The 20187-nt window shown below is 56.0% G+C and carries 22 protein-coding genes; 3 read left to right on the top strand and 19 right to left on the bottom strand.

The genetic code is table 11. The features are described from left to right. Positions 1-68 precede the first annotated feature (68 nt). The gene (gene mltD, locus ACGS9J_RS24470; RefSeq protein WP_442233260.1) at positions 69-1454 is read left to right on the top strand and encodes a murein transglycosylase D; all 1386 of its coding nucleotides are present in this window, start codon (positions 69-71) and stop codon (positions 1452-1454) included. 62 nt (positions 1455-1516) lie between these two features. Here the strand turns inward: mltD and ACGS9J_RS24465 are convergent, their stop codons facing one another. Continuing rightward, positions 1517-2311, bottom strand: a complete 795-nt coding sequence (locus ACGS9J_RS24465) for an endonuclease/exonuclease/phosphatase family protein (protein WP_442233221.1) — start codon at positions 2309-2311, stop codon at positions 1517-1519. A 242-nt stretch (positions 2312-2553) separates the two neighbouring features. Beyond that, entirely contained in the window at positions 2554-3729 is a 1176-nt protein-coding gene (locus ACGS9J_RS24460) for an MFS transporter (protein ID WP_442233220.1), read from the bottom strand. 107 nt (positions 3730-3836) lie between these two features. Between ACGS9J_RS24460 and yafC the strand changes: the two genes are divergently transcribed. Next, positions 3837-4724, top strand: a complete 888-nt coding sequence (gene yafC, locus ACGS9J_RS24455) for a DNA-binding transcriptional regulator YafC (RefSeq protein WP_442233219.1) — start codon at positions 3837-3839, stop codon at positions 4722-4724. Positions 4725-4766: 42 nt separating this feature from the next. On the opposite strand, the gene dkgB is transcribed toward yafC, so the two are convergent. The 17 genes from dkgB to ACGS9J_RS24370 all read right to left on the bottom strand — a co-directional run bounded on the left by dkgB (position 4767) and on the right by ACGS9J_RS24370 (position 19253). Continuing rightward, positions 4767-5570 carry a 2,5-didehydrogluconate reductase DkgB gene (gene dkgB, locus ACGS9J_RS24450; RefSeq protein WP_442233218.1) on the bottom strand — a complete coding sequence of 268 codons (804 nt, stop codon included), beginning with the start codon at positions 5568-5570 and terminating at the stop codon, positions 4767-4769. Between the two features lie 141 nt (positions 5571-5711). Then, on the bottom strand, positions 5712-6941 hold the full coding sequence (locus ACGS9J_RS24445) for a beta-ketoacyl-ACP synthase (RefSeq protein ID WP_442233217.1): 1230 nt from the start codon (positions 6939-6941) through the stop codon (positions 5712-5714). Further along, positions 6938-7669 carry a 3-ketoacyl-ACP reductase FabG2 gene (locus tag ACGS9J_RS24440; RefSeq protein WP_442233216.1) on the bottom strand — a complete coding sequence of 244 codons (732 nt, stop codon included), beginning with the start codon at positions 7667-7669 and terminating at the stop codon, positions 6938-6940. Before ACGS9J_RS24440 ends, ACGS9J_RS24445 begins: the two co-directional genes overlap by 4 nt. Continuing rightward, positions 7666-8139 (bottom strand): ApeP family dehydratase, encoded by a 474-nt coding sequence (locus ACGS9J_RS24435; protein WP_442233215.1) that lies wholly within the window; start codon positions 8137-8139, stop codon positions 7666-7668. Before ACGS9J_RS24435 ends, ACGS9J_RS24440 begins: the two co-directional genes overlap by 4 nt. After that, positions 8136-9305, bottom strand: coding sequence for a beta-ketoacyl-[acyl-carrier-protein] synthase family protein (locus ACGS9J_RS24430; protein ID WP_442233214.1), 1170 nt, complete (start codon positions 9303-9305; stop codon positions 8136-8138). The genes ACGS9J_RS24435 and ACGS9J_RS24430 overlap by 4 nt, the downstream gene beginning before the upstream one ends. Further along, positions 9305-9877: a DUF3261 domain-containing protein gene (locus ACGS9J_RS24425; protein ID WP_442233213.1), complete on the bottom strand. Its 573-nt coding sequence runs from the start codon at positions 9875-9877 to the stop codon at positions 9305-9307. Before ACGS9J_RS24425 ends, ACGS9J_RS24430 begins: the two co-directional genes overlap by 1 nt. After that, the gene (locus tag ACGS9J_RS24420; protein WP_442233212.1) at positions 9877-12201 is read right to left on the bottom strand and encodes an MMPL family transporter; all 2325 of its coding nucleotides are present in this window, start codon (positions 12199-12201) and stop codon (positions 9877-9879) included. Before ACGS9J_RS24420 ends, ACGS9J_RS24425 begins: the two co-directional genes overlap by 1 nt. Then, entirely contained in the window at positions 12173-12778 is a 606-nt protein-coding gene (locus ACGS9J_RS24415; protein WP_442233211.1) for a LolA family protein, read from the bottom strand. Before ACGS9J_RS24415 ends, ACGS9J_RS24420 begins: the two co-directional genes overlap by 29 nt. Further along, a complete protein-coding gene (locus tag ACGS9J_RS24410; RefSeq protein WP_442233210.1) occupies positions 12775-13203 on the bottom strand; it encodes an acyl-CoA thioesterase in 429 nt (142 codons plus the stop codon). Before ACGS9J_RS24410 ends, ACGS9J_RS24415 begins: the two co-directional genes overlap by 4 nt. Beyond that, a complete protein-coding gene (locus ACGS9J_RS24405) occupies positions 13200-14921 on the bottom strand; it encodes a glycosyltransferase family 2 protein (protein ID WP_442233209.1) in 1722 nt (573 codons plus the stop codon). The genes ACGS9J_RS24410 and ACGS9J_RS24405 overlap by 4 nt, the downstream gene beginning before the upstream one ends. Beyond that, a complete protein-coding gene (locus tag ACGS9J_RS24400; protein WP_442233208.1) occupies positions 14912-15256 on the bottom strand; it encodes a 3-hydroxyacyl-ACP dehydratase FabZ family protein in 345 nt (114 codons plus the stop codon). The genes ACGS9J_RS24405 and ACGS9J_RS24400 overlap by 10 nt, the downstream gene beginning before the upstream one ends. Beyond that, positions 15253-16626, bottom strand: coding sequence for an AMP-binding protein (locus ACGS9J_RS24395; RefSeq protein ID WP_442233207.1), 1374 nt, complete (start codon positions 16624-16626; stop codon positions 15253-15255). The genes ACGS9J_RS24400 and ACGS9J_RS24395 overlap by 4 nt, the downstream gene beginning before the upstream one ends. Continuing rightward, positions 16593-17177, bottom strand: a complete 585-nt coding sequence (locus ACGS9J_RS24390; RefSeq protein WP_442233206.1) for a hypothetical protein — start codon at positions 17175-17177, stop codon at positions 16593-16595. Before ACGS9J_RS24390 ends, ACGS9J_RS24395 begins: the two co-directional genes overlap by 34 nt. A gap of 15 nt (positions 17178-17192) precedes the next feature. Beyond that, on the bottom strand, positions 17193-17444 hold the full coding sequence (locus ACGS9J_RS24385) for an acyl carrier protein (RefSeq protein WP_259190518.1): 252 nt from the start codon (positions 17442-17444) through the stop codon (positions 17193-17195). Positions 17445-17453: 9 nt separating this feature from the next. Further along, positions 17454-17714: a phosphopantetheine-binding protein gene (locus ACGS9J_RS24380; RefSeq protein ID WP_044548404.1), complete on the bottom strand. Its 261-nt coding sequence runs from the start codon at positions 17712-17714 to the stop codon at positions 17454-17456. A gap of 4 nt (positions 17715-17718) precedes the next feature. Continuing rightward, entirely contained in the window at positions 17719-18537 is an 819-nt protein-coding gene (locus ACGS9J_RS24375; RefSeq protein WP_442233205.1) for a lysophospholipid acyltransferase family protein, read from the bottom strand. Next, complete coding sequence (locus ACGS9J_RS24370) at positions 18537-19253, bottom strand: beta-ketoacyl synthase chain length factor (RefSeq protein ID WP_442233204.1); 717 nt, start codon at positions 19251-19253, stop codon at positions 18537-18539. The genes ACGS9J_RS24375 and ACGS9J_RS24370 overlap by 1 nt, the downstream gene beginning before the upstream one ends. 285 nt (positions 19254-19538) lie before the next feature. Here ACGS9J_RS24370 and ACGS9J_RS24365 point away from each other — a divergent pair, with 285 nt between their 5' ends. Continuing rightward, the gene (locus tag ACGS9J_RS24365) at positions 19539-19928 is read left to right on the top strand and encodes a hypothetical protein (protein ID WP_442233203.1); all 390 of its coding nucleotides are present in this window, start codon (positions 19539-19541) and stop codon (positions 19926-19928) included. The last annotated feature ends 259 nt before the right edge of the window (positions 19929-20187 follow it).

Below are 20187 nucleotides of genomic sequence, written 5' to 3'. Positions count from 1 at the left end.
TTTAGTTGTGTTATTTGACGAAGCAAAGTATGATTGCTCGTCTTTTAAGCAACTATATTGACACACACATGAAGGCTAAAGCGATATTTCTCGCCTCAGTCTTGCTAGTGGGGTGCCAGTCGTCCAGGCAGGACGCACCGGCTCCAGAACAGCATGCACAGAGTTTGTCTTCGGCAGGTCAAGAAGGTGAAGCAGGAGAGTACACAGCAAATGGTCGAGCGAGCTCGGCGCGGTGGCTAGATAACAATAGTGGTGCCGCGCAACAGAACCTGTGGAACTTCATTAGCGACGAGCTGAAGATGGAGGTTCCGGAAAATTCCCGGATCCGTGATCAAAAAAGAAAGTACCTAAAAAGTAAGAGCTATCTCCACGATGTAACATTACGGGCAGAGCCGTACATGTACTGGATAGTCGGGCAGATTAAGAAACGCAATATGCCGATGGAACTGGTACTGCTACCCATAGTGGAGAGCGCTTTTGACCCACACGCCACGTCAAGTGCCAATGCCGCAGGGCTATGGCAAATCGTGCCGCAAACGGGTCGCAATTATGGTTTGAAAAACAACCAGTGGTATGACGGGCGACGCGATGTCGTGGCCTCGACGACTGCTGCGCTTGATATGATGCAGTATTTGAACCGCATGTTTAAAGGCGACTGGCTACTGACCGTCGCTGCTTATAACAGTGGTGAAGGCCGTGTCATGCAAGCGGTTAAGGCAAATAAACGCCAGGGTAAGCCAACCAATTTCTGGGCATTGTCGCTTCCGCGTGAAACGTCAATTTATGTCCCGAAAATGCTGGCGCTGAGCGACATCATTAAAAACAGCAAGAAGTACGGTATCAATCTTCCGAAGACTGATGACACCCGTGCCCTGGCGCGTATTGATGTTGGACAGCAAATACAGTTAACTCAGGCGGCTGAGATGGCTGGGCTTTCACTTACCAAAATGAAAGCTTATAACCCAGGCTACAAAAAAGGCGTTACGGCACCCAACGGGCCCCATTACATTATGGTTCCCAAAGGTCATGCCGATCAGCTGAAAGACTCGTTGGCCGATGGCCAGATCGCAGTGACTCAGCCAACCACTCAGTTGGCGAAGAACAGCGGTTTGACTGGCGGAAGCTCGTATAAAGTGCGCTCCGGCGACACGGTATCGGGCATTGCCAAGCGGTTGAATATCAAGTCCAGCGATTTGCAGAGTTGGAACAACTTACGTGCCAAGAGCACTTTAAAAGTTGGGCAAACCCTGCAAGTGGCCAGCAACACCGGCAGTAACAGCAGTATCACCTATCAGGTTCGTAAAGGTGATTCGCTGGCCAGTATTGCACGCCGTCACGGCGTCGATATTAACGACGTGATGCGTTGGAACTCAACGCTAGCCAAGGCTAACAATCTGCAACCGGGTCTGAAACTGACCCTGTTTGTCAGTGATAAAACGTCGCCGGATACCTAAATTTTCGGCACAAAAAAAGCACCCTTCGGGGTGCTTTTTTATTGTCTGAAGACTGGGTGGCATCACCAGTGCGGTTTGTCAGCCTCGGGATGAAACTCCACCAGCAACGGATTATGGTCTGACGCGCTGGTCACCAGCACCGAAGCCTCCGCCACGCCCATATTCCGATAAAAAACAAAGTCCAGCGGACGACCAAAGGCCTTACGGCGGTGATCGTCTGTGAAGTTTACCTCACGCAGTGCCATATCACTGGCAAACTGATACAACGCATTGATTCGTTTACGGCTCCAGGCATTAAAATCCCCGGCCATGATCACTGGCCCATAGTGATTGGCAATCTGTTCACCGATCGGCCCCAATTGCTTGCTGTAAACGTCCACGCCCAGGCTGAAATTCACCGCATGGATATTCACCACCATCAATAACTGGCCGTTAAACAACGGATAGACGGTGATCAATGCCGATTTGGCCAACCGCAGCAGCGGTTCACGTTCGCGTAACGGGCAGCAATAGACCGGATGCGCCGCCGCCAGGGTCATTACGCCCGAAGGATGTTGCGGTAACACAAAGGCCGGCACCTGATCGGCAGCCAGATAGTTCGACGTGGCGAAGCTCACCAGTTCAGGCGTGGTTTGCGCTTCTTGCAGCAGTACCAGCTGCGCATCCTTACCATAGCTTTTCAGCACCGAAAGCCAGTCTGCTCGCTGCTGTTTAAAGATATTCCACACCATCACTCGCAACGCGCCGGACGTAGGTAATGCGGCCCCGGGCGGCAGCGGTTGGTTGATGGCGCCAGGGAAAATTCGCTCAACTGGCTGGCCTGCAACATACCTCATTGCATAAGTTCGTTTCGGCACGCTATTCGCCTATTTCCCATTAGGATGAAACTGGCGGTGACATTGCCGCCAACATTGAATCAATTATACGCCTGCCCTCACCTGACGGCATGGCTTTTACGGGGCATATCCTTTCCAGTTATAGGGGCGTGAGGCAGGGATTTCAATCTTCTGACAGTATATGTGTGTAAAGGTTAGCGGCGATCGGTGATAAATGCGAAAAGGCCCGCAAAATGCGGGCCAGAGAAGGGAATGTGTGGCTATCAAGCCAGTTGCTGCTGATACTTCTTATCCAAGCGTCCGCTAATCCCCACCAGCAGCAGAGCCACCAGCACGATCACCGCACCAATCCACGGCGTTTGCGCCAGCCCCAGCGTGGACACCGTCTGACCGCCAATGACCGAGCCGAGCGCGATGCCCACGTTGAAGGCCGCGATGTTCAGGCCGGAAGCGACATCCACCGCATTCGGCGTGTACTGCTCGGCTTTCTGAACCACATACACCTGCAGCCCCGGAACATTACCAAAGGCGAACACCCCCATCACAATCACCGTCATCAACGCAGCCATGCTGTGGCTGGCAGTAAACTGGAACACCAGCAATAAAACGGCCAGCGCGGCAAAAATAAAGCTGAGTGCCCGCACCGCACCATGGCGGTCCGCCAGTTTACCGCCCCAGATATTGCCAATGGCCACTGCAATACCGTAGGCCAGCAGGATCCAACTGACCGCAGGCGCGGAGAAGCCCGCCAGTTCCTGCATCATTGGCGCCAGGAAGGTGAAGGTGGTGAACACGCCGCCGTAACCCAGCGCGGTGATTGCGTAAATCAGCAGCAGGCGCGGATGAGTCAACACTTTAAACTGTTCGCCCATGCTGGCACTGGCCTGATTTTTAATGTTGTTGGGTACCAGAATGACGCTGGCTACCGTGGCGATCACACCAATAAGCGACACCGCCAGGAAGGTTTCACGCCAGCCGAAGTGCTGACCGATAAAGGTCCCCAACGGCACTCCAGTCACCAGTGCCACGGTCAGGCCACCGAACATGATGGCAATCGCCGAGGCGGCCTTCTCTTTCGCAACCAGGCTGGTCGCAATGGTGGAGCCGATGGAGAAGAAGACCCCATGGGCCAGGCCGGTTAACAGGCGAGCCACAACCAGCGACTCATAGCTTGGCGACTGCCAGGCCAGCAGGTTGCCCAGGGTGAACAACACCATCAGGCTGATCAGCAGCAGCTTGCGCGGTACGCGGCCGGTTAACGCCGTCAGTACCGGTGCGCCAATGGCCACGCCGATAGCATAAATGGTGACCAGCAGCCCGGCGGACGGCACGGTCACCCCCAACTGTTCCGCGATAGTCGGGATTAGCCCGACAATCACAAACTCGGTGGTGCCGATAGCAAAGGCACTGATGGTCAATGCAAGTAATGCGAGAGGCATCTTTATTTACTCCAAATAGCGTTCAGGTTGATGACGGCTATTATCGGCCTATGCTTAAATGATAAAAATGCTCAAAATATCAAATGAATTTTGCCAAAGGAGCAACAGTGAAAGCGAATTCCGATGAGCTGATTACCTTCGTTACCGTGGTGGAAAGCGGCAGTTTCAGCCGGGCGGCTGAGCGGCTGGACCAGGCAAATTCCGTGGTGAGCCGTACCGTCAAAAAGCTGGAAACCAAGCTCGGTGTGACACTGCTTAACCGCACCACGCGCCAGATCAGTCTGACGCAGGAAGGGGAAAACTATTTCCGTCAGGTGCAGAAGGTGTTGAGTGACATGGCCGCAGCCGAGAACGCGCTGATGGAAAGCCGTCAGCGTCCACAAGGGTTGTTGCGTGTCGATGCCGCCACGCCAGTCGTGCTGCACGTATTAACGCCGCTGGTGGCGGAATTTAGGGCCTTGTACCCGGAAATGTCGCTGTCACTGGTGTCGTCAGAGAACTTTATCAATCTGATCGAACGCAAGGTGGATATTGCCATCCGCGTCGGTGAGTTGACCGACTCCAGCCTGAAAGCACGCAAATTGATGACCAGCTATCGACGCGTGCTGGCCTCCCCTGCCTATTTGGCACAATACGGCATGCCGCAAAAGGTGGAAGACTTAGCGCAGCACTGCTGCATCGGTTTTAACGATCTGCCTAGTTTGAATCGCTGGCCGCTGGCTTGTGCCGATGGCCGCCAATTGGAAATCACCCCAGGCCTGACCACCAACAGCGGTGAAACCCACCGTCATCTGTGCCTGCATGGCAACGGCATTGCCTGCCTGTCAGATTTTATGATTAGCGCAGACATCGCGCGCGGCGATCTGGTGCCTGTTTTGGTGGAGGAGACGCTGCCGGTCGCCATGCCAATCAATGCGGTGTATTACAGCGACAGTGCCGTCAGCAACCGCCTGCGCAGCTTTATCGATTTTATCAGTAAACATCTGGGCCAATAAAAAAGCGCCCGTCTGGGCGCCCTGATACACATCGGCAGAAAATCAATCCCAGTTCGGTGCCAGGCCTTCCGGACTGACCAAACGGCCGTTGTTTTCCAGCCTGGCAATTTCTGCCATTTCCTCACTGCTTAACGTCAGCTGCTGCGCCAACAGGTTGCTCGCCAGGTTTTCACGTTGGGTCGATGATGGGATCACCGCGTAACCCAGTTGCAGCGCCCAGGCCAGGATAACCTGCGCCGGGGTGGCATTGCGGCGTGCCGCGATCGCCTTGATAGTCTCATCCTTCAGCGCCTGACCATAAGCCAGTGTCATGTAGGAGGTGATGGCGATGCCGTGCTGCTGGGCAAACTCCACCACTTTGCGGTTCTGCAGGTAGGGCGACAGTTCAATCTGGTTTGTGGCGATCTGCTCTGCCCCCACGGCATCAATCGCTTGCTGCATCAGCTCCAGGGTGAAGTTGGAAACGCCAATCTGACGCGTCAGGCCCAATTTTTTGGCTTCCGCCAGCTCGGTCATAAACTCGGCAACAGACACTTCATCATTCGGCGAAGGCCAGTGGATCAAGGTCAGATCAACATAACGGGTTTGCAGCTTGCTCAGGCTCTCTTGCAGGCTCGGGATCAGCTTGCCCTTGGCCAGATTGGCGGTCCAGATCTTGGTGGTGATAAACAGCTCTTCACGGGGGACGCCACTGGCCGCAATCGCCTGGCCCACGGCCGCTTCGTTTTCGTAGATCTGTGCGGTATCGATAGCGCGATACCCCAGTTCCAGTGCGGTGCTGACCGAGTCGATCACCACCTGATCCTGAAGACGGAAGGTACCTAAACCAAATGCAGGGATGCTCATAATTTTATTCTCTCATTAGGATGTTGAAGCGATATGGGAGGATTATGGCAACTGTTTTGTTGATCAAAAACGCCCTATTGTGCATAAGACTTTTGATTAAAGGGCAACAATTGCCGGAGTGAACACCCCGGCAGTGCAAGATTACGCCCAGCGGCGCAGGATCAGTGAGGTATTGATACCGCCGAAAGCAAAGTTATTCGATTGCACAAACTCGGTCTCAACCTGGCGATAGCCGCCCATGATGTAATCCAGATCGCCACAGGCGCTGTCCGGCTCGCTCAGATTAATGGTCGGCGCAAAGCTGCCTTCACGCATCATTTCCAGCGTCATCCAGGCTTCCAGCGCGCCACAGGCACCCAACGTATGGCCAAAATAACTCTTCAGCGAGGAGATCGGCGTACGATTGCCGAAAATTGCCGCCGTTGCCTGACTTTCCGCAATATCGCCCCGATCGGTCGCCGTGCCGTGAGCGCTGATATAACCGATATCGCCGGTCGCCAGTCCGGAGGCCTTTAACGCCTGCTGCATACAGATTTGCATGGTTTCCTGCTGCGGCTGAGTGATGTGCGCCGCATCGCAGTTGGTGGCGAAGCTGATAACCTCGCCGTAAATGGTCGCGCCGCGGGCCTGGGCGTGTTCCAATGACTCCAGGATCAACGTTCCCGCCCCTTCGCCAATCACCAAGCCGTCACGCTGACGATCAAACGGCCGTGGCGAAAGATCGGGGTGATCATTCTGCTGGCTGGTGGCAAACAGCGTGTCGAATACCGCCGCCTCCGAAGGGCACAGCTCTTCGGCTCCGCCCGCTACCATCACCGTCTGATAACCGTGGCGGATACTCTCATAAGCGTAACCAATCGCCTGGCTGCCGGAAGTGCAGGCACTGGACGTCGGGATCACCCGGCCCCGCAGACCAAAGAACAAACCGGCATTCACCGCTGCGGTATGAGGCATCATCTGCACATAGGTGGTGCCGGTAATATTGCCGGTGTGCTTCTCGGTGAGCATGGTGGCGAACTCGCTGACCGGCTTGGTGCTGCCGGTCGAAGACCCATAAGCGATACCGGTCTCGCCGTTGGTCAGCACCGCCTCACCCAGCAACCCGGCCTGCTCGAGCGCCAGCTCCGTCGCCCGGGTCGCCAACAATGAAACGCGGCCCATGGAACGGATACGCTTGCGCGTGTAATGATCCGGCAGCACGAAATTCTCGACCGGCGCGCCAAGGTGGGTGTTCAGCCCCTGATATTCTTCCCATTGCGTCATATAACGCACTGCATTCTTGCCCTGCTTCAACCGGCGGGACACCTCCGCCCAGCTATTGCCGAACGCGGTCACGCCCGCCATGCCGGTGACGACCACTCGTTGCGTCATACCATTCCTCCATTAATGGAAATGACCTGCCGCGTCACGTAGCCGGCGATATCCGACATCAGATAGCTGGCCAGCCCGGCCACCTCTTCCGTCGATCCCATACGCTTGAGCGGGATAGCCCGCATCGCTTCATCCAGCGCCGCCGGCTCCATGTCGATCATACCTGTGTCGATCAGACCCGGGGCAATGCAGTTAACGGTAATCTTGCGTTTCGCCAATTCGATCGCCAACGCCTTACTGGCGCCGATGATGCCGGCCTTGGCCGCACTGTAGTTAACCTGCCCACGGTTGCCCATCACGCCGGACACCGACGACAGCGCGATGATCCGCCCGCCTTTACGCAGGCCAATCATCGGCATGATGCAAGGGTGCAGCACGTTGTAGAAGCTGTCTAGGTTGGTGTGGATCACTCCATCCCAGTCATCTTCGCTCAACGCCGGGAAAGCGCCGTCGCGGGTGATACCGGCATTATTCACTACGCCGTAGTAGGCACCGTGAGTATCAATATCCCGCTCCAACACCTCACGACACTGTGCGCGGTTGCTGATATCAAACTGAAGCAATCGCCCTTGCCCGCCGGCACTGACAATCTGCTGCAGAGTGTGCTCTGCCCCGGTCTTATCGCTGTGGTAGTGAACTACCATCAAAAAGCCATCTGCAGCCAGGCGGCAGGCGATGGCCTGACCGATCCCTTTACTGGCGCCGGTGACTAAAACGGAACGCATCATGCGTCTCCCCTTAAGGTCGTCAATTGAATGATTTCTTGTTGATCAGGCTGATAGGTATTCAGCCTGCCCTGTGCGATCCGCACATTATCGATACTGATTTCACACTCAAAACTGGCCAGCTTTTCGTCTTTCAACAGTTGCTGCACGCTCACCAACAGTTCGCTGCCGGCGGGAAAAGCGGGCAACTCACAGTGAATAGCCCGCCCGCCAAGCAACATACCAAGCTGCGGCGACTGTGCGCTCTGGCGACCGTGCCAGCCGCTCCAAACCCCAATCGCCTGCGCCATCAGCTCAATGCCATACCAGCCCGGCAGCGCGCCCTGCTCATCGAGAAAAGGGGCCAATACGCCGTCGGCGCTGACCCTAACCGCACAGCGCGCATGCTCTTCCCCCACCTCAATCACCTGCTCCAATAGCACCATCGGTGAGGCATGAGGCAAATAGTATTCTGCCGTCTGATAAGCGTTCATGGAGCATCTCCCAGCAGCAAGCAGGCATTGTTGCCGCCGAAGGCAAATGAATTGGAGAGGATGGCGCGCGATCCCAGCGGTTGCGAGTGGCACACCAGGCCAATCGGCGCCAACTCAGCATCGCGCTGCGCCACGCTGAAATCCTGCTGTGGCAGCGGCAATGGATGAGTCAACAACAACCAGCTCAACGCAGCCTCCACCGCCCCGGCAGCCCCCAGCGTGTGACCGGTAAGATGTTTGGTCGAACTGCATGGCGTCTGCGCGCCAAACAGGCGGTTCACTACCTGAGCCTCTACCTGATCGTTCAGCCGCGTGGCTGTGCCGTGCAAATTAATATAACCAATTTGCCCAGCGCTCAAACCGGCCTGCTGCAGCGCCATGGTCATCGCTCGCTCGGCACCTTCACCGGCAGGATGCGGTGCCGACATATGCCAGGCATCGGAGGATTCGCCCACGCCCAACAACGCCACCGGCGCAGGTTCCCGCGTCAACAGCATCAACGCCGCCGCCTCACCGATATTGATACCGCTACGTCCTGTAGCAAAAGGCGTGCAACGTTCTGCGGACAGTGACTCCAGGCTGTGAAAACCGTTGATCGGCATTTGGCACAAGCTGTCGGCGCCGCCCACAATCGCCGCGTCCACCAGCCCGGCATCAATCAGACGTTTACCGCTGATGATGGCCCGTGCGCTGGAGGAACAGGCGGTCGACAGGGTGTAGGCCGGGCCACGGGTCGCGAGAAAAGCACTGAGGAACTGGCCGGGATCGCCCAACTCCTGCTGATGGTAGTCATACCCCTGCGGCCACTGCCCCGCCTGATACTGTTGCAATGCCAGTTCGCCTTCGCGGATCCCCGAGGTGCTGGTGCCCATAATCACCGCAACACGATCGGCACCGTAGCGGGCAATGGCCTCGCGCACCGGCGCTTCGATCTGCGCCAAAGCCGCCAACAGCAGACGATTGTTGCGGGAATTATGCCGCTTGAGTGGTTCGGGGATCATCGGCAACTCGCCCTGCACGTTGCCAAACCAGGATGGCGCGCCGCCCAGCAGCCACTGCGTTTGCCGTTGCATGCCAGGCGAGACGCCACGCGCCAGATTTTCTGCGATCTGCGGCAGATCCTTGCCCAGCGCATTCACCATCCCTACGGCGGAGAAGTAGATCATTATTCGTTCCCCAGAGTTTGAATGGTGATGCGGTAATGGAAGGCAGATTGGGCGATCGACTGCGGTTCTCGCCCTCCGTCTGTCTGCCGGTAACGGATTTCATTGACGATCGCCCCGCGCTCGTCATACAGACGACGTACCAGCGGCTGGTCTTCCAGTCGCCATCCCGCGGGCAGCAAGGGTTGCCAGTCAGCCACCGGCCAGTAACTCAGCATGATGTCCGCCAGTACCTGACTGGCGGGCGGCAATTCTCCCACCTTGATCAACTGTTCGGTGTGGATCCCCTGACGATCGTAGGTCAGGTTAAACAAGCGGATCCCGAGCGGCGACATGCCCACCAGTTGCAAACGCCGGCCGTCGGCATTCAGCAACACCAACATCGAATGCTGCTGCCCTTTCACTTCAGCGGTCAGCAACTGTTGTTGGTTAATCGGCTGAGCCAGCGTTGGGGTCGGTAATGTCACCCGCGTACCGGGTTTGAGCCACGCCTGCGGCAGCGTCGGATCCTGTGAACCGGCGCAGCCGGCCAGCACGGCAACCCACATTAACAACATCATTCGTAAGCCGCGCATCAGGCTTTTCCTCTTTTTCTTTTTGTTGCCAGGGTCAGCGGCGCCAATAAAAAGGCCACGGCAATTCCGCTGCTCAATACGATACCAAAGCTGCTGATAGCCTGAGTATGGCTCAGCACCAGCATGCCGAAGGTCAATTGGGTGGTGAAGACCGCCATAAAAATGGCGAACATCGAGGTGGTCGGCGTCCCCCGGGGGTTGGTAAAGAACAGCGTGTAGTTAATGCCGATCCCCAGCACCAACACCAGCGCCAACAGCGAGAACAAGTTCAGCGTATGACCGCTCAATGCCAATACCGCAATACCGCTGCCCAGTGACAGCAACGTCGGTACCATGCAGCGCAGGCCATGACGCAGACCGAAACGCCACAGATAAATCAGTGCGATCGCCGCAACCGACAGCATCAGCAGATACGAAAGATACAACCGGTACTGGCCAAACAGCTCACTGAACTCGGTTTTCCGATCGATCCAACCGGTACCCGGCACCTGTTCCGCCAAAGCTTGCATCGCCGCACTGTTCTTCACGCCGTTGACGGGCACCAATGCGGCACTGCGTCCATCGGGCAGCGTCAGCCACAGCAGGCGCCAGCCCTCGCTAACCACGCTGCCCAGCCACTGTTCCGGCTTCACCCATTCAGCGGTCAACTCAGGGGATTTCAGGGTCAGGTCCGCCTGCTGTAATTGCGTCATCACCTGCGGTGCCACCCGCTGCAACAGAGCGACGTTCTGCTGCTGGCGCTGCAACGAAGGCAAAGGCAACAGGCGATAATCCGCCAGCACGCCCTGCTGTTTTGCCTGTGCCAGCCTGGGTTGCAGCAGCTCGATGCGCTGCAACAACTGTTCGGCATTGTCGCCGTAGACCACCAGCCATTTCTGATCGTTATGTTGGCCCGTCAGTGCGGCGATGCGCTGCTCTTGCTGCTGCAGCCCTTCAGGTAACGCCTGCAATTGGCCAATATCGTCGTCGACCTTCAACTGGCTAAACCCAACGGCCACCAGCAACAGTACCGCGCCGGGCAACCCATAGCGCAGCAACGGGCGATGGCACCAGGCATGCAGCCAGTTCAGGATCAGCGTTAATCCCGGCGCCGGGCGCACCGGCAGCCGACGCGACAAGCGCGGATACCAGCAAATGACGGTTATGCAGGCGGCGCTCAAACCCGCAGCGGCGAACACCGCCAATTGCTGCAAGCCCGGGAACGGCGCAATCAACAGTGCCAGGTAGGCCACTACAGTGGTTAACAGTGCCATCGACAACGCCGGTAACAGTTTCTGCAGACTGACTAATGGCGTCGACTGCCGACCATGTACCATACGTTCAGTCAGGAAATAGAGCGTGTAATCGGCCGAAATGCCGACGATGCTGATGCTTAACACCAGCGTCATCAAATGAATTTCACCAAACGCCAACAGCGTAGCGACGGTACCCGCCAATGCGCCAATGCCCACCGACAGCGCGCACAACAACAGCGGCAAGGGTGAGCGGAACATTAACAGCACCAGTAAAAACACCCCCACCACCGACGCCAGGCCAATGGTGGAAATGTCCCGCTCAGCCTGTTGGCTGGCGTAGTTGCTGTAAAATAGCGTGCCGCGGTTCAGTACCTCGGCACCCGGCCAGCGCTGTTGCAGCTGTTGTTGCAACGCCGTCAGTTTATCTACCGTCCGGCGGGCGCTGCTGATGTCATAAGACGACGCACTCAACTCGGCGTGTAACAAATACCAACTGCGGCCCTGTGCATCTCGCGCCACCAGCCAGCCATTGGACAGGCTGAGTAAGCCGCCGTTCTGTTGCTGCGCCAACTGCGAGGCGCGCACCAGCATCAGCGGGTCATTAGCCAGTTCTTTACCGCTGACGCCGGCGAAAGCGGAATAGAGCTGACCGAGGATCCACTGGCTCTGTGCGTCCGCCCCCTGCTGCAAGCGATGCCGGGTGGCGTCATCCAGCAGTACGTTACGATGCTGATAGAAAAAACGCCCCCATTGCTGCTGACGTTGCGCATCCATGGGCCCGCCAACCTGCTGTAGCTCAGGCAGTTGGCGCAACTGCTGCCACCACCAGTTCACCGCGGCACTGTCCGCCCCTGGCGGCGGGCTGACCAACCACATCAGTTGACGATCCAGCCGGCGGCTGAAGCCGTCGGCCAATTCATCCGGCACACCCGCCAGTTGCTGTTTAGGCAATAATGCCAGGACGCTGCTGTTGATCTGGCTGCGCGGCAGCAACCAGCACAGGGCTGCAAGCAACAGCAAGCAAATCGCCAGCCAGCCAAACGCCAGCCGCCGATGCAGTTCAGGACGCAAAGCGCTGTTGCTCCTCATCAGTCAGCACCTGCGGCGCCGTACGTTGGTTAAAGAAGCGAATATGGGTGGCGTCACTTTGCATATCATCAATATCAATGGTTTCCAGGAACTGTTCGCCGTTGAGGGTGATACGCTTGAACAACTTATCGAGCGGTGTGGTTTTCGGCGTCAACACCAGTCGCCATTGGTTATGCCCCAAATCAGTGAACTGCAACGCAAAGTTTTGCTCCAGCGCCTGGCTGTCGGCATGGAACAGTGCAGTCAGCAGGTGATTGAATTGGAACATCTGCGGATTGTTGTCTGCCGTTACCACCTGTGGCGGCTGGCCTGCCAGGGTTTGCACCATGCGCTTATCATCCAGCAGCAGGGTTAGCGGGAAAGGCTTCCGTTGTGCCCACCACAATCCTTTCTGCTGGGAGATCAGCAACTCACCGCTGGATTTCAAAGGTTTCGTCATGCCACTGATGCTGCGCTGTTGCTCAAATTCGGCGCGCAGCACTGGCTGTTGGCTAAACCGATGCTGCAGCTCCGGCAGCGTTACCGCCTGCACGCTCAGACTGAGAAAGGTCAGAGTAATCAATATCCAACGTTTCATTGCGCCCCCTTGATGTTGTCCAACAGCACCTGTGGCGAGACAAAGCACATTTCTTTGCTGTCGATGTCCACCGCAACCTGAATGGTATGACCGCGGGTGGTGGTTTTACCGCTATCTGCATCGAGGATCCGATAACCAATGCGCAGACGGTTTTCATACTCTTCCAGCTCCGCGCAGACAATGATGCGCTGCTCAAACAATACCGGCGCAATGTATTTCACTCGCGTATCGACGATCGGCCAGACATAGCCCGACGCCTGCATCTGCCGGTAGCCGTAATTAAACTGTTTGAGCAGGGCCTCACGGGCCACCTCGAAATAGCGGAAGTAGTTGCCGTGCCAGACCACGCCCATCGCATCGGTATCGTGGAAAGGGATAGCGATCTCAATTCTGACGGAAAATCGCGGGTTGTCTTTTAGCTTCATGTCTCAGGCCCCTGTTGCGTTGGCGACGACTGTGCCGCCAACTGCCAGAAATCGAAAAAATTAAACCAGTCGAGCGGTGCCAGCAGGCAATAATGCTCCAGCCGCGCGGCATAGTTGTCGACCGTATCCTGCAATGCCTGTTGGCGCTGCTGGCGGGGTAATAGCAGCGGGTCGGCAAAGGCTTCAAAATACACATTAAGATGCCCCTGTTGCTTGAGGCCGAACATCAGAAACACCGGACAACGCAGGGCCGCGGCCAGAACAAACGGCCCCTGCGGGAACGGCGCCGGTTGGCCGAGGAAGCGGCTCCACACCACCCGCGGCTGTTCACCGCGCTGATGTTTTCCGGCAGATGTGCGATCGCCGACGATAGCCACCCACTCACCGGCATCAAGTTTGTCCTGCAGGCGCATGGCGGTTTCCGGCCCCAACGACGTCACCGGGATCAGGTTCAGATTGGCGCGAGGATTCACTTCTTTCATCACCTGGTTGAAGCGCTCGGCATGCTCGGTAAACACCAGAGCATTCACCTTGACGCCAGAATCCAACTCGCCCAAAGCGCGGCAGGACTCAATATCCCCCAGGTGTGAAGCCAGGATCAGCGTGCCTTTTCCGGAGGCAATTTGCCGTTCGCAAGCCTCGCGATCCACCAGCCGAATATCACTTAACTCCCCCCGCCAGCTCGCCAGCTTGTCGAGCATCGCATCGCCAAAACGCATGAAGTGACGAAAGCTGTTGAGCGACGCGGGCAGAGGCTGCTGCCGACGTTGTGCAAACTCCCGCAGGCGTTGCAGATAACCGCGTGACGCCTCTCGTTGCGCACGCCCGGTCAGCCAGAAATAGCCGATCACCGGATACAGCAGCCATTGAAATGCCCGGCGGCCAAACAGCCGGTAAACTTGCAGCATGAGCCGGATCCCCCACAGGCCATGTCGCTCCTGAGTGGCCGACCAATGTTGCGGATTTTTCGCCTGTTGGCGCTGGCGCAGTAAGCGTGGAATGCGAGGCAACATGCCGAAAAACAACCGGGTATGCATCCAGGATATGCGCAAGTTATCGCGCAATGCGTCGAAGTGAGAAACACCGTCGAGCGGGTAAGTGACACGCGTTGGCAAAAAGCGGCTTTGCACCCCCTGCCAATACAACCTGACCATCACTTCGGTATCGAAATCCATGCGTTTGCCGAGCGGTTGGCATGCCGTCAACGCCAGCGTCGGCGCTACCGGGTAGACGCGAAAGCCGCACATGCTGTCCTTTAATGACAGAGACAGGGTTTCGATCCACACCCAGACATGGGTGACGTAGCGGCCATACAGGCGCGCTTTGGGTACCGAACTGTCATAGACTGGCCGGCCGGAAATCAGACAATCCGGGTGAGCGCGCGCTTCGGCCATCATTGCCGGAATATCACTCAGTTGATGCTGACCGTCGGCATCCACCTGTAAAGCGTGGCTGTAACCCTGTTGTTGTGCCAATTGCAGGCCGGCAATGACCGCAGCCCCTTTCCCCTGATTTTCCTCCAGGCGCAGCAGGGTGACCCAGGGCAATTCGGCAGCTAACCGCTGCAGTTCTTCGGCGGTGGTTGTGGTGCTGCCGTCGTCCACCACCAGGCAGGGCAGACCATAACCGGCCAACGATGCCAGCACCGCAGCCATCATCTGCCCATGATTGAAACAGGGAATAAGAATACAGGGGGAGAAAGATGCACTCACTGGCATAACGAGATCTTGCCACTGCTGGCAGTCGCTTCACCTACGCGGTAGCTGAACAACAGCTTCTGCCGCGCCGGCTGCCATTCGAGCAGCAGCCATACCCTCTGCCCCGGCAGCAAAGGTTGCTGAAACTTTACCACCTCGATCCCTTTGAACCCGGCCTCGATAGCCAGCAACTGATGGGCATACTGTATGGCCCAATTCACCTGCGTGACCCCCGGCAGGATCGGATGTTGCGGAAAGTGGCCGCGAAACCAAAACAGCTCAGCGGGCAAATGCAGCTGCAGACTGGCATGGTTGGCGTCGATCACCTGCTGTTGCAGCACCTCAGGTTGCATCATAAAAACAGCTCCTGTAGCTCAGCATAGGCGCGCTTGCCCTGCGGATTAAGCGGGATGGCGTCGATAATACGCCAGTTGCGCGGCAGGGCTACCGGCTCCAGCCAGCCCCGCAACGCCTGATGCAGTTCGCGGGTAAACGCCCCTTCGGACAAAGCTTGCCGACGGAGCTCACCAGACGGAGACAACACGATAACCGCTACCAGTAGGGTTCGCCCTCTTTGATGCTGCGTTAATACCGCAGCATCGGCGATCTCCGGCAAAGAAGTCAGGCGACGTTCCACTTCGGTTAACGACAACCGTTTCTCTTCCAGTTTGATAATGCGATCGGCACGGCCATTTAACTGGAACTGCCGACCATCCGGTGCCAATTCGATAATATCACTCAGCGCCGTTTCGCCGGTGTCGGGTATCAGCGGCGACACAACGTTAACGCTGTTATCTGGATTAACCCCCAGCGTTACGCCAGTAAACGGCTGCCATAGTGCGACCGCCCGATGCTGCCTGCGCCAGGCCAGCGAACCGGTTTCCGTGGTGCCGTAGATCTCCAGTGGCAACACCCCCAGCATTCGCCGGGCAAGCTGCGCTTCCGTGGCAGATAACGGGCCACCGGCGGAAAACACTTCAACGCACTCGGCGAGCGTCAGACGATCATCCAGCCGTTTAAGCCACGCAGGGCTGCTGATAAAAAGCAAACGTCGCCCCTGATGCCGGGCAATCAATTGCTCTTGGTATTGCGTCAACTGCGCATCAAACGGCAGGCCAAAAGCCAGCGGCAAGAATAGCCGGAAGCTCAAGCCATACATATGTTGATGAGATACCGATGCAACGACGCAGCAGTCCCGGAAGTCATTTCCCCAGGCGGCGGCCAACAGTTCACATTCGCGGTCCATGCAAGCAACAGATTTGCATACCGCCTGCGGTTGGCCGGTCGAACCGGAAGTATAAAGGATGAAACGCGGGTCCTGGGGCCAGACGGGCAGCGCAATATTCTCGCTGGTCTCCTCCGGGACCGCCAAAACAGGGACGCCAGGATCGAGGGGCAAGTCGGTCAGCAGCGCATCGTAATCCGCCCGCTGCTCTTTGAGGATAGCTTCTCGTTGGTGGCCAAAAATCACTGGCAGCCGGGAGGCATACAGCGATGCCAACAATGCGACGGCAAAACGATAGCTATCATCAAAACACAGCGCCCAGCGGCGCTCTTCCCTGTCCGCCAGTTTCGCGGCCAATGCAGCGACATCACGGCGAAATTGACCGAGACAGAATGTCTGATCGCCACGCCAGGCGATCAACACCGCATCATCACGCTGAGTGCTGAGCCACTGGCTCATCGGCAAACTCAGGCGTGCCGGATCCTTTTCCTGACTATCCATTCAATACCCATTAATGCCCCCATCAGCAGATAGCTGATGCCGCCGTTATACAGCGTCCAGAGTGTGATATCGCCGGACAGGCAGGTTGCCAGCGCTATCGCACCGTTAACAATAAAGAACCCGCACCAGACCTGAGTCACCCGGCGAGTATAGGCAATGCCGGCAGCATCCAGCTGCGGTTCCGTCATTCGGGCCAATCGCTCAACCACCGTGGGCGGAGCAAACAGCGAGTACGCAAACAGCAGCAGCAGTATGGCGTTGACAAGCACTGGGTAATACAACAGCCAGTGACTCTGTTTCAGCGCCCAACTGGCGAGTGCCAGCAGGATGCCCACAACAGCCAACGCTTTACCCAGCCACATCTGTTGACGCAGCTTTCCCCGTAACATCAGCAGGCGTAAGGTAAAGACCGTCACCAACAACGGCGCCAGGATAGTGGTTCCCCAACGCGTCAGGCCAACCCAGACCGCCAGCGGGTACAACAACAGCACCAGCCAGGTCACGGCCTGCAGTAACCGCAACGCCGGATTCAACCAACGGGAGGGAGCCACCTTAGCGCCGTGGCCTTAGCCGTCTGATTTCAGCAACTCATCGATAGCATCAACCACGTCTTGCACGGTTCGCACCGACTTGAACATTTCCGGTTTGATCTTTTTGCCGGTCGTTTTCTGCAGATGCACGACCAGATCCACCGCATCGATACTGTCGAGTTCCAGCTCTTCGTACAAACGAGATTCTGGCTTGATGTCATCGGCGTCCAGTTCGAACAGTTTGACCAAAAGCGCCTGAATTTGCAGGTAAATTTCTTGCTTATCCATGAAAACCCCTTATTGGCTACGCTGTGCAGAAACAAACTTCGCCAGCGTTTCCACGGAATAAAAATGCTGGCGCATATCTTGGCTTTCAGCCGATAGCACCACGCCATAACGATTCTTTAAAGCCAGCCCCAGCTCCAATGCATCAATGGAGTCCAGACCCAGTCCATCACCAAACAGTGGCGCCTCAGCGTCAATCTCCTCTGGTGTCATCCCTTCAAGATTGAGTGTATCAATGATCAATTGCTTGATTTCGGTACTCAATAAATTCATTCCGCTATTTCTCATTATTTATAGGATCTGACTGTAAAGCGTCAGTTAAATGCTGGGTTAATCTTCTTGCCGCAAGGGCGGGCGAAACATCATTTGCATGAATGAATGCGCGGGCGTCGATCTTATCCTGAACGGTGATTCTAAACTGCGGTTTTATCGCCGGGATTTTATACCATTTGCCCTGTTTCGTCAGCATAGGGGGCTGGCAGTGGATATGCACTATACGAATGTCACATTCCCCACGCAGCGCTATATTGGCTGCCCCTCGCTGCAAAGTCAGCGCCTTGCCGGGCGTAGTGCGCGTGCCTTCAGGGAAAATTAAAATGGTCCCGCCGCTGGCCAGACGTTGCCGACACTGCTCCAACAAGATATCCGACTGCGCATTGGCCAAATATCCGGCCGCTTTGATCACCCCGCTGACAAACACATTGCTCAGCAGGGCCTCTTTCACGATGCAGTCACAACGTGGCATCTGCGAGGCCAATAACACATAATCCAATAGGCTGGGATGGTTGGCGATCACCAAACAGCCGCGATCCTCGCGAAAACGTTCCACGTTGTCGAAACGGTAATCCAGCACACCGAAAAAACGCGTCGTTGCCAGGAAGAAACGGAAACTGTGGCGGATAGAGCTTTGTGTCAACCGGCTACGACGTGCGGGATCACGAACGACCAGACGCATGAGATTAAACCAGACGCCTGACAACAGCAGCCCACCCAGACCAAACAACGAGAAGCAAAAGCCGGTGGCCACAACTCGCCAACAGCGGTTAAACCATGAGGATTGTTCGGCGGTACTTTCCGCAGGAGTCGCCGTCCCCATCAACGCCCCCACACCCAAGCGTGCCGTTGGCCGGAAACAGTAAATGCGTCCTTATCGCCAAGCCAACCGCGTAAAAAGGAGAGGCTTTGTGGTTCCTGATGGCGGGTCAGCTCAGGTTCTGCAATCTTGCAGTGCAGTGAGCCACCGCTTTCAAGCAGCAGGGCAACGGCATAAGGAAATGAATTTTCCGGAGCGAAAGGCCGGTAGACATCCGGTACGATGCCATCGAAATCGATTAACAGCACCCGCTCTGCACTGCCGGTGGCCAAGGCAGCCTGGGCCTCTATCATACCCTGCTGAAAGCTGTCCTCTCCGGCCGCCAGGGAGGTGGTCGGCAAGGTATTCTTCGCCATAATAGTTAACCAGCCTGCCGCCGTGTTATGCACCGACATGGCAAAATCCGTTGGCGATAGCGGCTGTTCCTGATGCAGGTGCTGAAGAATTTTGTGCGTCCGCTCAAGTTCGCCATGGCGGCTGGTAAATATCGCCATATCCGCCTGGTAATCATTTAATAAGATCAGCCCGCTCTCTACCGCCAGACGCGTCCCGGCACTCATCCGACGCAGTGACATCATGGGGATATGAGAACAGGCAGGCAACGAACCCTGATATTCAGTGGCGAGAAAATCATCTGATGCCCATTGGCGCCATGCTTCACGCGTTCCACGATCGGGAGCCATTGCCCACCAACTGAGTATATTCATGTCGCCCGCCATTAATGGTATTACCGGTCAGAAAAATTCCGTGGCTAAATTTATTATATTTAATCGCAGATTGCATTCCCAAAATTCCTATTTTTAGACGGAATACTCGATTAAACGATTAGGATTACTTATAGACATAACGTCGTGAGGCTTGAGCAGAAAGCGATTTATCGCAATGAAAAGCAGCAATATTTGTCGAAAATGCCCCAGAAGAGTATCTTAATGAGGGATATTCATACATAGCATCTCATGTATGAATATTATACATCTTAATAACGTTCACTCATGGAAAAGAGTATGAAACCATTAAAACTCATTTTAACTGGCGTCTTCGCAGCGATTTTGGTCAGTGGTTGCGCGGGCACCGCGCCGGTAAAAAACGTCAGCCAAAACGTTGCAGGCAGCCACAGTAATGCGCAGGTACGCCAGGCCATTCTCTCTGCCGGCTTGAACCGTGGTTGGGTCATGAACCCCGTCAGTGACGGCGTGATCGATGGCAAGATCCTATTGCGTGGCCACAGTGCCGACATACGTATCACTTACAATACAAATAGTTATCAGATTAAGTATATCGCTAGCGATAATATGGATGCCAAAGACGGAAATATTCACCCAAATTATAACCGCTGGGTGGCCAATCTGGATAAGGATATTCAGCTGGAAATGGCTCGTCAAAATATTAAATAACAAAGCTGAGAGAGATTACCCGGCAAGAATAATACTGCCGGGTATATTGTTCTTTATATTGGCATTCAATTCAGATAAATATTTATCAAAACAGTCTTTCACCGAATAAATCACGCTGCAATCTAGGGTTTCGTTGAATTTTGCACATGAAAAAGCCCTGAGTCAGAGACTCAGGGCTTATCAAATAAGTGGCGGAACGGACGGGGCTCGAACCCGCGACCCCCTGCGTGACAGGCAGGTATTCTAACCAACTGAACTA

This window comes from Serratia quinivorans (assembly GCF_052113645.1).
Classification (GTDB): Bacteria; Pseudomonadota; Gammaproteobacteria; order Enterobacterales; family Enterobacteriaceae; genus Serratia; species Serratia quinivorans_B.
This window is presented reverse-complemented; position numbering and strand designations above follow the sequence as displayed.